Here is a 14,475-nt window from a genome sequence, read left to right as displayed (position 1 = left end):
ACGGAGACACAGAGAACACGGAGCATAAAGGCAAAGAGTGATCCCTCTGTGCCCTCCGTGCCTCCGTGGCAAAAATACCTCTAATGAAAAATTGAGATCAATAGATAAATTGCCGCGGAGTCACAGAGAAAACGGAGGAAAAAAGCAAAAGGTCATTCCTCCGTGGCCTCCGTGCCTCCGTGGCAGGAAGCAACTCGGAAGATTACGCAAGAGTCAAGACAGCCTATTTTTGAGGAGGATCGTCCTATGTTCAACCTAAAGACCGCAATAATCGGCGCCGGATTTATGGGTCCGGCGCATACCGAAGCATTGCGGCGGCTGGGGGTGACCGTCGCAGGCATTCTCGGCGTCGACGAGGCGGAGTCCAAGCGCGCCGCCGACAACCTCGGCCTGCCCAAAGCCTACAAGTCGTTTCATGAGGTGCTCGACGATGCCGTCGACGTGGTTCACATCACGACGCCCAACAAGCTGCACTATGAAATGGCCAAAGCGGCGCTCAAAGCCGGCAAGCATGTGCTGTGCGAAAAACCGCTGGCTATGAACTCAAAGCAATCCGGCGAACTGGTTGAACTGGCGGCCAAGAGCGGCCGCGCCGCCGGCGTCAATTACAACATGCGCTTCTATCCCATCAATCTGGAAGTCCGGCAACGCATTCGCTCCGGTGAAGCGGGCGAGATCTATTCGATGATCGGCAGTTACGTGCAGGACTGGCTGCTCTATCCGACCGACTATAACTGGCGGGTGCTGGCGGAGGAAGGGGGCGCCCTGCGCGCCGTGGCCGACATCGGCACGCACTGGCTGGACCTGTTGCAGAACATCACCGGACGCCGAGTGGTGAGCGTGTGCGCCGATCTCAAGATCGTTCATCCCGTGCGTCGTAGACCCAAAGGCGAAGTGGAGACCTTTTCGGGAAAAGTGCAAAAAATTGAGGCGACCGAAGAGGTCAAAATCAGCACCGAAGACTGCGGTACGATCCTGTTCAAGCTCGATAACGGCGGCGTAGGCAATCTGTGGGTGTCGCAGACCACTGCCGGACGCAAAAACTGCCTGCGTTACGAGATTGCCGGATCCAAGTGCGCCTACTATTGGAACAGCGAAACGCCCAACGAGCTGTGGATCGGTCGCCGCGACGAAGCCAATCAGGTGCTGCTGCGCGATCCCGGTCTTGTGTCGCCCGAGGCGCGCGCTTTCATCACCTATCCAGGCGGACATAACGAAGGCTACCCCGACAGTTTCAAGCAATGCTTCAAAGCTTTCTACAGCTATATCGCCGCCGGCTGCAAAGGCGAAGTGCAATTCCCGACCTTTGCCGACGGCCATCATGAAATCGTTCTCTGCGAAACCATTCTCAAGAGCCATCAGAAACAGCGTTGGATCGACGTTCCGAAAATCAAATAAAGCAATCTGTTCACAAACCATGAGGTGATGATATGAAGCTGGGATTCGTCTCTGCCATTTTGCCGGATTTGAGCTTTGAGGAAGTGGTCAAGTTTGCCGCCGAGACCGGCTACGAGTGCATCGAAGTGATGTGCTGGCCCAAGGGCAAGGCCGAGCGTCGCTATGCCGGCGTCACCCACATCGACGTAGCGACGCTGACCAAAGACGAAGCGGCCAAAATTAATGAGCTGCTGGCCAAATACAATGTCTCCATCAGCGGACTGGGCTATTATCCCAATCCCCTCGCACCCGATGAGGCGGAAGCTCAGGTCTATATCGAGCACATCAAGAAGGTCATCAGTGCGGCACCGCTCCTCGGACTAAAGGTCGTCAACACCTTTATCGGCCGCGACTGGACCAAGACGATCGACGACAATTGGCCGCGCTTCAAAAAGGTCTGGCCTGATCTGGTCAAGTTTGCCGAAGACAAGGGCGTCAAGATCGGCATCGAAAACTGCCCGATGTTCTTTACCAACGACGAGTGGCCGGGCGGCAAAAACCTGGCGCACAGTCCCAAAGTCTGGCGCCGCATGTTCGAAGAAATCCCGAGCGACCACTTTGGTCTCAACTTTGACCCCTCGCATTTGGTCTGGCAGGGCATCGACGTGTATCGGGCCGTCAAGGAATTCGGTAAAAAGTTCGTCCATGTGCACGCCAAGGACGCCCGGTTGGACGTCGACAAGCTGTACGATTGCGGCTTTCTGGCCAATCCGCTCGAGTACCATACGCCCAAACTCCCCGGCCTCGGCGACGTGAATTGGGGCAAGTTCTTCTCGGCCCTGACCGATGTCGGTTACGACGGCCCGGTGTGCGTTGAAGTGGAAGACCGCGCTTACGAAGGGTCGCTGGAGCGCCGCAAGGCGTCGCTCAAACAAAGCTACGCTTTTCTGCGCAAGTTTATCGCCTGATTTACGCGGTCCATTTGCAGTTTTTTGAAACCGGAAACGCCTCGGCAATTGCCGAGGCGTTTTTCGTTCGAAACAATCTCTTCTCAGACGGGCACGCCGGCAAGAAATAATTCGGCACTCGTCAAGGCGGTCAGTTCGGCTTGGACGCCGTCGGCGAGGAAAAAGGCCTCACCGCGCTGCAACGAGAGAACAACGAGATCCCCTTTTATTTCGACATTTCCCCGGTATACCAGACCGATGCACGGCCCATTACCGGTCTTGCGAAAAGATTCGCCGGCGTTTAATAGAAGGCGGGTTAATTGAAAGTCTTCGGTCGGTGTTAAAAACCGCTGCTCGACGGACGAGAGTCTTTCATTACGGAGAATCTGCGGCCTGCCGGTTCGGTAGACGACCGTACGCAGCAATTCATCGACGTCGACGAACTTGGGCGTCAAACCGCCGCGGAGTACATTGTCCGAGGCGGCCATCAGTTCGATCGTGGTGCCGTGAAGATAAGCGTGCGGCACTCCCGCATCCTGAAACGTCCCCTCGCCCGGTCTGAGGTGCAAAAGGTTGAGCAAGTAGACAGAAAAGATGCCGCGGTCAAGATGACCTTCAGGCAAAGGAAAAGTCTCTGCGGCGCGCAAAGCCCAATAGTCGGCGGAATCGCGGTCTTGAGGCGGGTTGGTACGCAACGACTCAATGAGCGGTGAAAGCCAGGCGTCGATTTCGCTCTGCTCCGCCGTCATGATGCGGCGATAAAGCCCTTCGATCCCGCCGCCGGCATAAATTTCGCGCAGCCCGCTCCATGCCCACACGGATTCCAGAAGATAACGGACCTCCTGCTCAGCGCGAAAACCGTGCAGCATCCAGAAATCGGTCAGCGGCAGGTGCATTTCCGGCTTGTGGTTGTCGTCTTTGTAATTGCGTTGCGGCGAGTTCAACGGAATGCCGGCGGCATTCTCTTTGACAAATCCTTCTTCCGCCTGCTTTTTCGAGGGATGAACCTGAATGGACAGCATGTCGCGCGCATCCAGAACCTTGAGCAGAAACGGCAGCCGGCCGAAACGTTTATGGACTCTGCGGCCGAGCAGAAAAGGATGCTTCCCGATCAAGCGATCAAGCGGCTGCGGAGCACCATCGATCAGCGCTTCCGATGGCGCCGCCGGATGAGCGCCGAACCACAACTCGGCGAACGGTCGGTTCTCGCGGTTTTCGATGCCCAAAAAGCGGGGAATAAATTCGGTTCCGCCCCAGGCATAATGCTGAATCTTACCCTTGATCTTGAAAAGGCGCGGCAGAGTCATGCGTGCAGTTTTCCAGACCTTAGTTATGACGCAAATCCAAGGCGATCTCGCCGTTATAGGCCGGCAGCCGCAGAGGTACGGCAACACGGCCGTTCGAAGACACCCGCTCTCGACGCAAGAGCTCGCCGGTGCGCGGCTCCAGCCATTGAATCAAGTAGCTGCCCTTCGGCAGACGCAGCGCAACGATCCCCGCCCCGCGGCCTTCGAACCAACCGGCGTATTGCTTTCCGATGTCGGAGAGCAGATAAGGAACGAGTCCCGGTGCGTGCTGCACCGTGGTCAAATCAGGCTGCAGCGCGCCGAGGTCGAACCGTTCAAGGAAGCGCCGCAACACGGCCAATTGCCGACGCAGCAGCGGACCGCCGCCTCCCGGCCCGCTGATCTCTCCGCTGCCGTCTTCGAAATCAGGATAGAAAGAATAGTCGAGGCCGTTGAACACCGCGCCTCCGGAGAGCAGAAACCGCCAAGCCTGCCGGCGGTAGACGTCCGGCTCGGGGCCGGCAAAGCCGCTTTCGTCGAACGACAGCGGCCTTTTCCAGCCGGCGTTCAAAAGAGCCGCCTGCGGCAGCGCATAGTGAAAATTGAGAATAGAGATTTCCGGTTCGACTCGGTTCAGCGGATAGAAAAAATTGACATAGTTTTGCGCAATGAGGTGGCGATTGGGCAACCGGCTTTCCTCGTCCACAATAATTTCGGCGATGTGCTTCTGCCAGGCCAGCGACGCCTCATCGGCCAAATCGAGGCGGTTTTGCCAGCGGGCGCCTGCGGGTACGAAAACATCATCGGTCAGATGCTCCAAAATCACACCGGCGGAATCGGGGCGGTCGCTCCACGGCTCGTTCTGAATCTCGAAATAGAGATTGTCGTACTCGTTGACCTCGCGGACGATGCGTCTGACCATGCTCTCCTGATAGGGCAGCAGTCCGCCGTTATCGAGGGTATGAATGCGTCGAAACTCCGCGCATTCGGTACCGTTGATATTGTTCTGCGGATGAAAAGGCATCATCGCCCAGTTGTTCTCATCGTAAATCGATGAAAAGAGAACCAGCTCCACCACGATGCCCTTTTCAGACGCCGATCGCAGGAAAGCCTTCAGCCGCTCGAAATAAGCCGGATTGAAACGATCGAGGTCGAACTTGTTCAGGCCGTCCAAAGCGCCCGATTGCCCGCTGCGCGGCCAGGGCGGCAAATAGTCCTCACGTTTCGGCGCCAGCACATTGTGCACAATGCCGAAAGCGCCCGGCTTTTCCACATAGGCGCCGGAAAAAAGCCGTGTCAGGTTGAGGCCATCCGCGGCCAAAGTCTCCAGGTAACGCTCATAGTCGAAGGCCGTATTGAGCACCGCACCATAGTGCTCGCCGGAGGTGACGAGCACAGTCGGTTTGCCGCGAAAGAGAAAATAGCGGGGATTGGCCTGCAAAAGCCGAATCGGTTCCGCGGCCCCGGCTGCGGCGACGAAAAACAAAATGAATAATGCTCTTGTCATGGCAGGTTCTCCCTTATTAAGCTGCCGACCTGCAGCAGGGTCGGCTCTATTTATGGTAGAGGCGATCCAATTTCTCCAAAAGCGCGGCATACATGAGCGGGCGCATCCCCTCCAAAGTCGATTTCGCCGCATTTCGCACGGCAACATGATTGGTCCAGGTTCGGCAGGGATCGGCGTAATCCCACTCGATTTCGCCGCAATCATCGGTGTAATAGTTTGGTCGTTCCGTCGGGAACGGCCTGACGAAACGTCCCGCCCAGCCGGGTTGGGTCGGATCGTTCAGATCATGGTCGGGATCGATCACGTACAGAACCGACGGCGTATCGCCGACGCGGAAATACTGCGCCCAGGGCTGGTTGCGCACCACTTCTTTGATATGTCGGCCCAGGGAGCCGTAGCCGGAGAGCTTTTCGAACATCACTTTCGGCCCCTCGCCGGTAAACATGCCCTCGTAAGTCCAGTTGATTTCCAACCACCACATCGATCGAAAGCGGGCATCGTTAAAGATCTCGTTCCGACCGGCGCCGTTCCAGTTGGGTTGTTCGCACGGCTTTTCAGTGATCGGCCAACCGGCCGGGGCATATTGACGATGCTCTTCCATCATTAAACCGGTGCCGATGGTGATTAAACGAATGTTGTCGGCTAAATCAGGACGGCGTCGCAGCGCTTGGCCGAAATGCTCCATGTTGCCCCAAATGAGCACCCAAAGCGGCCCTTTTTCGGCCGCAGTATGAAATCGTCGAACGGCGTCCTCCAAATCGACGGAAAACAGGCGGTCTATTTGCTTTGGCGAAGGATAGCCATTTTTCTTCCAACCATAAGCTTTATAGTCTTGAGCATAGGCGGCGGCGACCAGACGACAGGCCTCCAAGCCTCCCGCTTCCCAGCGGTCCGGCACGACACCCTGAATGTCGAGCTCGTCGGCATACCACAAAAGATGCACCAAGGATTGTCGGTCATCCGGGTCGCCTGCATCAATATTAATGTCGGTAAACACAAACACCCGCGGCCGTTCGCGTTCGGCGCTGAAACAGGTTTGCCTGACAGCCGACTGAAATGCAAACAGCAAAGTAAAAACGAGAAAATAAAATCCCGCTCTGTCCACCGCTCACTCCTTCCTATGATTCAAAAAAATGTAGCAAAAGTCGGCGCGAATTACAACCCTTAACGATTTTCTATGAAAAGGTGTGTGATTTCATTGAGAAAATGATTAATATTCTTTATCATCATCAACAAAAGGGACTGAATATGAAACGCATGTCTATTTTTATCCTTGTCTTCGTGCTTGCACACGCGGCCTTGTGGGCAGAAGAGGGGTGGATTTCGCTCTTTGACGGCAAAAGCCTCAACGGTTGGAAGGCGGCGGAACATCCCAAATCATGGAAAATCGAGAACGGCGCCTTGGTCACTTCCGGTCCGCGCTCCCACTTGTTTTATGTCGGGCCGGTCAACGGCGCGCGTTTCAAAAATTTCGAGTTTTACGCCGAAGTGATGACCACGCCCAATTCCAACTCGGGCATCTATATTCATACGGCGTGGCAGGCGAAGGGATGGCCGAGTAAAGGCTATGAATGCCAGATCATCAATTCCACGCCGGCGCCGGAGCCGGGCAAATATGTCGAGCGCAAAATGACCGGCAGCATCTATGCGGTGCGCAATGTATGGAAATCTCCGGCTCAGGATAATGAATGGTTTTCTTATAGGATTGTCGTACAGGGGAAAACGATCCGTACTTATATCAACGATGACCTGATCGCTGAATACACGGAATCCGTTGATCCGTGGCGGCCGAAAGGGATGGAGGGACGGCGCCTGTCGGCAGGAACTTTTGCTCTGCAGTGCCATGACCCGGACAGTCGCGTCTATTTCCGCAATCTGCGCGTCAAACCGCTGCCGGATGATCTGCCGACGCCCGGAAAAGCGCTGGAAGACCGTGCACTGGACTCGCTGCTGACGGATCTGGCCGCCCGCAACTTTCCGCTAATGGATCTGCATGTGCATTTAAAGGGCAGTCTGACGCTCGATGAAGCTCTGGCGCGGGCGCGCTTTTTCGGCTTTACCTACGGCATCGCCGTCAATTGCGGCGTAAAAATGGGCATCGAAAACGAGGAGCAGCTGACCCGCTTTTTGGCCGAGTATAAAAAGCCGTCGGCAACCTTTCTGGCCATGCAGGCCGAAGGCCGCGAATGGCTTGAGCTGTTCTCAGAATCATCGATCGCCGAGTTCGACTATGTCTTTACCGACGCCATGACCTGGACCGACGACCGCGGCCGCCGTATGCGGCTGTGGATCCCCGAAGAGACCTTTATCGACGACCCGCAACACTTTATGGATCAGCTCGTCGACCGCATCGTGAGCATCCTTGCGAATGAGCCGATCGACATTTATGTCAATCCCACTTATTTGCCCGATGCGCTGATGCCGCAGTATGATCAATTATGGACGCCCGAGCGCATGGACCGCGTGATTCAGGCGCTGGTCGAGAATCAAGTGGCGTTGGAAATCAACGACCGTTACCGTATCCCCAGCGCGACGTTCATTAAAAGAGCCAAGGCCGCAGGCGTCAAATTTACCTTCGGAACCAACAACGGCGGCAAAGACGATTTAGGCCGATTGGCCTACTGTCTGCAGATGATCCGCGAGTGCGACCTCAAACCCGAAGATATGTGGATGCCATAACGTCCTAAAAGGCGGAACCTTCGAGCGGCGGAACCACGCTGCCGCCGCTCTCTTTAATTCACCTGCCGAATTCTCCCTTCCACCTGAGAACGGATCTGCTGCTCTCTTTTGATCTGTTCGATTACGGCCTCGGCAATCAATATTGATGTCCGTTCGACATTTTGAAACACATAATCCTGTTGCCACTTGTCAAAAATAAAATCGACCGTAGCGGCACGATAGGTGCGGCTCGGATCAACGGCTTCGCCGCCGATGCGCAATTCCAGCACTTTACCGGTGCCCTCGGCAGTTCTTTGAAATGTATAACTCATGCCGGAAATCTGTAACAGACCGCCGCCCTTTTGAATGTTTTCGTTGACATCCGTTGTAATGATCTGTTGAAGCTGATCGCCGGTCAGCTCGAAGGTGACGAGGTAATTGGAAAACGGCAGAATCTCCCAAATATCGAGCAGCCGAATCGGTCCGGCAGGCAGGCTCTTGCGGATACCGCCGCTATTCATAAAGGCTATCTCAGTGTGGGTTGCGGATCGAATCACATCTGAGATATAGTTGCCGATGTTTGTTTCTCCGCCGCCGGAACTGAGCCAGTCGGTTTCCAGGCGGCCGATCACTTGCCCATACTGCGCGTTGATCTCATCGGAGAACCTTTCCACCAGCGCCCGCATCGGCGGATTGACGCCGCGCACGCTGTCGGCCCAAAGGTTGATGAGCTCATAGTTCCAGCCGGAGACCGAATCGCCGGCCACGTCGAGGGTCAGCTTGCCCATAGCGCGCAGCGAGCTGCCGGTCTGCACGATCAGCACGCCGTTTTCCCGCAGCGGCTTGCGCAGCAGCGAATGACTGTGGCCGCCGACAATGACGTCCGCGCGACGGACAGAGCGCGCCAGCTCAATATCGTTTTCAATGCCTTGATGCGTCAACAGCACAATCAGATCGGTCTTGCCGTCGATTCTATCGATCAGCCGCTGCGCCGCAGTTGCCGGCGGCTCGATGCGCACGCCGTCAAGGTGTTTTTCCGCCGTGACCGAGGCCAAATCGCTCATCAACAACCCGATCACTCCTACGCGCAGTCCCCCAAGGCGATAAATGCGGTACAACATCCCCGGCCGCTTGCCGCGCATTTTCCAATTCGAGGTCAGCACATCGGCCTGCAAAAGCTCGAGAGTGCGCAAAAGGTTCTCCTGCCCCTCGTCGAATTCATGATTACCCAGCGTCACCGCCTGGTAGCCGACCAAATTCATCATCTCGATAAAACCGCCGTTATAGCCGCCGTTGTAAACTATACGGCTCAGGAGTGTTCCCGTGGTGAAATCACCGGCATCGAGCAGCAGGACTGAATTGGGGTGCTCTTCACGCTGTCGGCGGACAAAATAGTCCAGCGCTTCCATGCCGCCGACCAACGGCTTGGGCGAACCCTGCACCCACGTCGCCGGTGCCGGCAAAAACTGGGAATGCATGTCGTTGGTGTGCAGAATCACTACTTGACCGCTTCTTTGTTTGGAGTAGCAGGCGGCCAACAGCAGAATCATCAATAAACTCAATTTTCTCATACAACGCCTTTTCTGATTGCTCAATTCGATCTGCCTTTAATCGTTAATGAGAAACTGTAACTCATTCGCCGGCAAAAATAGTTCGACGATTTTATAGAAACCGAGACTTTCAGCAGTCCAAAGGTTCAATTTTCAAAATAGACCCCTCCTTTGAGCAATGCTTCGCGCAGGCGCGGATAGGACAGCTCGCGGCTGCCGCAGCGTTCGGCCGCACAGAGCGCCGCAGCCGTGCCGACCGCCTGACCCTGTCCCATGCAGCTTACCGTATTGCGGGTGGACATGTGCGCCCGACGATCCGAAGTGATCATCATACCGGCGGCATAGAGGTTTTCGATGTTTTTGACGCAGAGCGCGCGGTAAGGTATCCCGTAGGTGCCGCCGTCTTTGATCTGATAACGGGGCGCCATGTCGTGAAAGCCGTAGACAAACACATCATCGTCGAAATGGCGGCCGTCGATGACGTCCTCGTGCGTCAAATCGTAATCGCAGGCGATCAGGCGGCCCCGCCGAATGCACAGCGAGGGACTCGTACGGGCGATAAAAGCTTTTTCGAATCCGGGCACATATTGGCGAAGCAGTTCGGCTCCCAGCTGCATGCGCCGACGGATCTCGATTTCCGCTTCGGCGATATCGTCGCGATTGACGACGCTGCCGGGGATCTTGTAATTCAGCTTGACGAACATTAGATAATGATCGCGCACGCTGGTGGTAATCAACGACAAACCCAGCTCCCGCGCCTTATCAGAAAAATCCGGAATATTCAGTTGCTCGGCGCCCACCCGCACCAGCTTGTTCGGCTCGCCGCTGCGTAATCCGCGGCACACCTGGCCGACGGAATTGTGCGAAGCGAGGAATCGATAATAATCTTCCGGCGAGGCGTTCGCCAAGGCAAAGCTGTTGCAGCACTCATAATCGTTCGGAACGCTGAATTCGGCGCCCGCATGGGCGCAGAGGTCGCCGTAACCGGTACAGTCAATAAAACTATGCGCCGTAACCGCCTCCCGCCCCGAACGGCTTTCGGTAATCACGGCCTGCACAAAACCGCTCCGGACAACGGCGCCCGCCAGCAAGGTGTTGACGGCTATATGCACGCCCGCCTCTTTCAACATGAGAAAGGCCAAGAGCTTGTATAGTTCGGTATCTACGGCCGTGCAGACGGCATCATAGTCACGACCGGTTTCCATTTCCGGATAGCCGGAACAGCCGCCCATGGCCGTCAACCGCTCGATAAACTCTGCCGGTATGCCGCGAACGACCTGCCGCTTGGGACAGCCTTCGAAGGCGGTGTAGAGATTGTAAAAGCTGTGCAGCGCCGTGCCGCCTTCCACCGCGGTGCCGCCGCAGTACCCTTTGTTTTCGATCAGCAAGGTCTTGGCCCCTTGGCGGGCTGCAGCCAAGGCGGCAAAGACTCCGGCCGTCCCGCCGCCGGCTACGACCACGTCGTAGGTGCGCACCGGCAACCGCTTCGGCGGTTCGACCCAGGTCCCGCCATCCTCCATCGCCGACTTCTCAGCGCCGCGCAGGCTTCTGACGGCTGCGGTCAGCGCCATCATTCCTTTTGCAAATTGCCTTCGGTTCATCTTGACCCTTCCCTGCTGTTTTTCGAACTTTTATTAACTCAATCCCTTTACCTCGGCTACTGCAGGCAGAACAGAAAGATTTCCGTGAACCGGCCTGCAGAAGCAAACTAACAGCCCATTATGGCCGACGCAACGACCCCTCAACCTCTTTTTCAGCTTCAATCCGCAATACCTTTCCAGCCTGTCGTAAAGTTTTTCGCACTCGCAAATGGTGCAGCCACTGCGATACCGTAATTGCAGGCATCTCTTTCACTTTGAATTCGGCGACTCTGAAAGGATATCGAGTCCAATTTTGCTGCCGCTGATCGATGGATCGATCGGCATTGGGACAACGGCTGCATTCCGGCTTATACCAACTCCGCAACCCTGTCGTCACGCCTTCGAATACGATGCTTTCCCTCAACTCATCGGCCCACCGACAGCCGCAGCCGAAAAATCTTGCGACGCCTCAGGCTCGGATCTTTTGCCCTTACTGTTGAAGAGCTGCCGGTTTCCGGCTACTGTAACAGGGCAAAGTGCTTTTTGCGCAGCGTGCAGGTTACAGCGGCGAGAGCAAAACAGATCAGCGTGCTGATCGGTGTAAAGGTACAATGTGCTGAATAGCCGAGCAGACACGGTTTGCTCGCCGACGCCTGAGGCAGCAGCGTCGATAATCCGGCAAGCGTAGACAGAATCGTCAAGGACAGCAGTACCCCATAACCTTTTTTCCGCACCTTGGCCATTTTATCCTCTCCGGTAAAGTTGCTTTCACACATGAGATCGATAACCGCGCCAATATTTAACCAGGCGTCAACAACTATCCCTAGAAAGACAGGGTTTTTATCAAATGAAAATAGAAGTTTTTCTTTTCAAAACACAGAAAAATTTCCATGATGTTGTTCCGCAATGTACCTGTTTAAAAGTGGCGGATTCAAGTTCCAGGTGCAACGGATGAATTAAGAGTTCTGCCGGAGTTTTATAAACAAGACATTTACGCGGACGATTGTCGAGTTAGTTCTGAATGATTCTGTTCAGTTCTTTGTTCAAAACCGGTTTTCTCCGGCAGGTACTGCCGGATCAGGCTGTCAGTGTTTTCGTCAAAACCGCGTATCCACCAGCTTCCAGGATGGGCGAAGAAGAAATTTGCACCGGGCAGCCCCGCGATTTCCTGATGTTCCGAGTGCTCTTTGCCGTTGTCTGCTGCAATCGTAAGCACTTTTCCGCCGTATAGGGAAAGCAGGACGCCTTCCCGCCGAAGGATCCGACAGATGAGCGTGAACACGGTTTTTCGTTCAACAACCGTAAAAGCTCCCCCCGATGGTTTTTGCCGATCATTATGCCGTTTCCCCCATTGCCGGCGTGCGTCCTTTCATCAACAACGGCCGGCCGACCGTCAATGATGACATAGCTCGGGATTTGGCCGCGACGGCCTTTGCGTTTGCAGCGTTTTTTCCGACCGAGCCTGAGATGCCGGTTCCTTTCGCAGCCTTGTCTTGGATCGTCGGGAATGAGGCGGTAAATAGTTTCGCAGCTGACGGACGGCCTGCCCTCGGCCTTTAAACGACCGCTGATCTGTTCGGGGCTCCAATCATTCTTTAGCCGCTCGATCATCTCTGCTTTGATCTCGGCGGTGAAACGAATCTTTTTTCCGGCGCCGCGGCGTCTTGACAGGGCTTTCTCATGCGCCTGCCTGAAACGGTACCCCTTCCGCCCGCGGTTTCTTTTGATCTCGCGGCCGACCGTGGATTTGTTGACGCCGATCGGCTCGGCAATTTCCAAATAAATCCTGCCGGTTTGGAGACGCGCGTAAATTTCCACTCTCTGACCGCAGGTCAGTTGCTCAAATCTCTTTTTCAAAAGCCTCGGCTTTCTTTTTTTCCTTAACTTCATTAGTCCCAAGACTAATGAAGTCAAGAATATCATGAATAACTGTTGCACTTGTTGGTTGAATTCGCGAGGCCGGCTATGAGGCGATGTTGCGAAAGAATTCGGCAGCATCTTTGGGACAAACTCCGGCAATCACTCGAACCGTCGGCGTAATGAGAGAGCCCTCAAAAATATAGCTTGCAATTCGCGCAAAAACTGTTAACTTGCACGTTTAAATTTGCCGACCGTCGGAACATCTTGGAAATATCCGAGCATCCGATTTGTTTCAGCGGGCAAATTTAACGGCAACCCCTATTTATAACCTGCTATTCGAAAGGAAGTGTATGCCTTATGGAAAACAACATCGTTTGCGAAGAAAGCGAACAGCCTCCAAGTACGCCGTCTCTGTACTTCGCAACAGCTAGGACGACAACCATTCTGAAGCCGCTCGTTCCTTCTGCTATCGAAGGGGAAAAGAAGGAGAGCATTGTCCCTGCCCGAACGGTCAACACCATCGATCAACCGTACCGATCTTCGTTTTCTCTCATCAGCGAAAAAACGGACGAGTTTCGCCGCCGTTTCTATCCGCAAATCGACGTCCGCCATTGGCAAAGCTGGCGTTGGCAGCTGCGCAACCGCATTGTTTCGGCGGCGCAGCTTGAACGACTGCTCATCTTGACCGACGACGAACGAGAAGCCATACGGCGTCACCAAGGCCCCATGCCGATCAGCATCACCCCCTATTACGCCTCGCTGCTCGATCCGCGGGATCCTGCTCAGCCGTTGCGTCGCTCCGTTGTGGCCACCCTCGACGAATTCCGACTGACACCAGGCGAATCTTTTGATCCTTTGGGCGAAGAGCACGACTCCCCGCTGCCGAACCTCGTCCACCGCTACCCTGACCGAGTTCTCTTTTTGGTGACCAACTTTTGTTCCACCTATTGCCGATATTGCACCCGCTCGCGAGTGGTCGGCAAAAAACACGAGCGGTTCAGCAGCCTCATGCATGCCTGGCAGGCTGCTCTCGATTACATCGCCGCTCATCCCGAGGTGCGCGACGTGCTGCTCTCGGGGGGCGACCCGCTGACCCTTGCCGATAACCGCCTCGACTGGCTGCTCGACCATCTCCGCCGCATTCCGCATGTCGAAGTCGTGCGTATCGGCACCAAGATTCCGGCCGTCCTGCCGCAGCGCATCACCTCCTCGCTGATCAACGTGCTGCGCCGCTACCATCCCCTGTGGATGAGCCTCCATTTTACCCATCCCGAAGAGCTGACGCCGGAAACCGCCGAGGCCTGCCGTCGTCTGGCGGACGCCGGCATCCCGCTCGGCAGCCAGACCGTCCTGCTCAAAGGCATCAACGATTCCGTCGACACCATGCTGGCGCTCAATCGCGGCCTCATGAAGCTGCGCGTGCGCCCCTATTATCTCTATCAATGCGATCCGGTGCCGGGAACCGCTCATTTCCGCACCCCGGTCGCCAAGGGACTGGAAATCATCCGCGGCCTGCGCGGCTTTACCAGCGGCTACGCCGTGCCGCATTACGTCATCGATGCTCCCGGCGGCGGCGGCAAAATCCCTCTGCTGCCCGATTACATGGCCGGACGCGAAGGTGACGAAATCCTCCTACGCAATTATCAGGATCGCCTTTTCCACTATCCCGACACCGCTCAACAAAAAGCGGACACAGACGCGGAGGCTTGA

The 14,475-nt window shown here is 55.6% G+C and carries 11 protein-coding genes; 4 read left to right on the top strand and 7 right to left on the bottom strand.

Annotated features, from left to right (window positions below; genetic code table 11):
* The first annotated feature begins 246 nt into the window (after positions 1 to 246).
* A complete protein-coding gene (locus ONB24_01095) occupies positions 247 to 1,398 on the top strand; it encodes a Gfo/Idh/MocA family oxidoreductase (GenBank protein ID MDZ7314697.1) in 1,152 nt (383 codons plus the stop codon).
* Positions 1,399 to 1,430: 32 nt separating this feature from the next.
* Complete coding sequence (locus tag ONB24_01090) at positions 1,431 to 2,345, top strand: sugar phosphate isomerase/epimerase (GenBank protein MDZ7314696.1); 915 nt, start codon at positions 1,431 to 1,433, stop codon at positions 2,343 to 2,345.
* A gap of 83 nt (positions 2,346 to 2,428) precedes the next feature.
* Here ONB24_01090 and manA read toward each other — a convergent pair whose 3' ends face one another.
* The 3 genes from manA to ONB24_01075 are packed head-to-tail and all read right to left on the bottom strand — an operon-like array spanning position 2,429 to position 6,222.
* A complete protein-coding gene (gene manA, locus ONB24_01085) occupies positions 2,429 to 3,631 on the bottom strand; it encodes a mannose-6-phosphate isomerase, class I (protein ID MDZ7314695.1) in 1,203 nt (400 codons plus the stop codon).
* A gap of 19 nt (positions 3,632 to 3,650) precedes the next feature.
* Positions 3,651 to 5,117: a DUF6298 domain-containing protein gene (locus tag ONB24_01080; protein MDZ7314694.1), complete on the bottom strand. Its 1,467-nt coding sequence runs from the start codon at positions 5,115 to 5,117 to the stop codon at positions 3,651 to 3,653.
* 46 nt (positions 5,118 to 5,163) lie between these two features.
* Complete coding sequence (locus ONB24_01075; protein MDZ7314693.1) at positions 5,164 to 6,222, bottom strand: DUF1593 domain-containing protein; 1,059 nt, start codon at positions 6,220 to 6,222, stop codon at positions 5,164 to 5,166.
* 143 nt (positions 6,223 to 6,365) lie between these two features.
* Here ONB24_01075 and ONB24_01070 point away from each other — a divergent pair, with 143 nt between their 5' ends.
* Complete coding sequence (locus ONB24_01070; GenBank protein ID MDZ7314692.1) at positions 6,366 to 7,796, top strand: DUF1080 domain-containing protein; 1,431 nt, start codon at positions 6,366 to 6,368, stop codon at positions 7,794 to 7,796.
* Between the two features lie 53 nt (positions 7,797 to 7,849).
* On the opposite strand, the gene ONB24_01065 is transcribed toward ONB24_01070, so the two are convergent.
* From ONB24_01065 to ONB24_01050, 4 genes are all read right to left on the bottom strand, one after another.
* On the bottom strand, positions 7,850 to 9,346 hold the full coding sequence (locus ONB24_01065; protein ID MDZ7314691.1) for a bifunctional metallophosphatase/5'-nucleotidase: 1,497 nt from the start codon (positions 9,344 to 9,346) through the stop codon (positions 7,850 to 7,852).
* Positions 9,347 to 9,471: 125 nt separating this feature from the next.
* The gene (locus tag ONB24_01060) at positions 9,472 to 10,926 is read right to left on the bottom strand and encodes an FAD-dependent oxidoreductase (protein MDZ7314690.1); all 1,455 of its coding nucleotides are present in this window, start codon (positions 10,924 to 10,926) and stop codon (positions 9,472 to 9,474) included.
* A gap of 497 nt (positions 10,927 to 11,423) precedes the next feature.
* Complete coding sequence (locus ONB24_01055; protein ID MDZ7314689.1) at positions 11,424 to 11,648, bottom strand: hypothetical protein; 225 nt, start codon at positions 11,646 to 11,648, stop codon at positions 11,424 to 11,426.
* A 334-nt stretch (positions 11,649 to 11,982) separates the two neighbouring features.
* Complete coding sequence (locus ONB24_01050; protein MDZ7314688.1) at positions 11,983 to 12,762, bottom strand: IS30 family transposase; 780 nt, start codon at positions 12,760 to 12,762, stop codon at positions 11,983 to 11,985.
* Positions 12,763 to 13,122: 360 nt separating this feature from the next.
* Here ONB24_01050 and ONB24_01045 point away from each other — a divergent pair, with 360 nt between their 5' ends.
* On the top strand, positions 13,123 to 14,475 hold the full coding sequence (locus tag ONB24_01045) for a KamA family radical SAM protein (GenBank protein MDZ7314687.1): 1,353 nt from the start codon (positions 13,123 to 13,125) through the stop codon (positions 14,473 to 14,475).

The organism is candidate division KSB1 bacterium (assembly GCA_034505495.1).
Taxonomy (GTDB): domain Bacteria; phylum Zhuqueibacterota; class Zhuqueibacteria; order Residuimicrobiales; family Krinioviventaceae; genus Fontimicrobium_A.
Note: the sequence above shows the minus strand (reverse complement) of the source record. Positions and strands in the feature narration are given on the sequence as shown.

Excerpts from the sequence above, each read along its gene's own strand:
- ONB24_01095 (MDZ7314697.1), top strand. The coding sequence starts at position 247 with ATGTTCAACCTAAAGACCGCAATAATCGGCGCCGGATTTATGGGTCCG.
- ONB24_01090 (MDZ7314696.1), top strand. The coding sequence starts at position 1,431 with ATGAAGCTGGGATTCGTCTCTGCCATTTTGCCGGATTTGAGCTTTGAG.
- manA (MDZ7314695.1), bottom strand. The coding sequence starts at position 3,631 with ATGACTCTGCCGCGCCTTTTCAAGATCAAGGGTAAGATTCAGCATTAT.
- ONB24_01080 (MDZ7314694.1), bottom strand. The coding sequence starts at position 5,117 with ATGACAAGAGCATTATTCATTTTGTTTTTCGTCGCCGCAGCCGGGGCC.
- ONB24_01070 (MDZ7314692.1), top strand. The coding sequence starts at position 6,366 with ATGAAACGCATGTCTATTTTTATCCTTGTCTTCGTGCTTGCACACGCG.
- ONB24_01065 (MDZ7314691.1), bottom strand. The coding sequence starts at position 9,346 with ATGAGAAAATTGAGTTTATTGATGATTCTGCTGTTGGCCGCCTGCTAC.
- ONB24_01060 (MDZ7314690.1), bottom strand. The coding sequence starts at position 10,926 with ATGAACCGAAGGCAATTTGCAAAAGGAATGATGGCGCTGACCGCAGCC.
- ONB24_01055 (MDZ7314689.1), bottom strand. The coding sequence starts at position 11,648 with ATGGCCAAGGTGCGGAAAAAAGGTTATGGGGTACTGCTGTCCTTGACG.
- ONB24_01045 (MDZ7314687.1), top strand. The coding sequence starts at position 13,123 with ATGGAAAACAACATCGTTTGCGAAGAAAGCGAACAGCCTCCAAGTACG.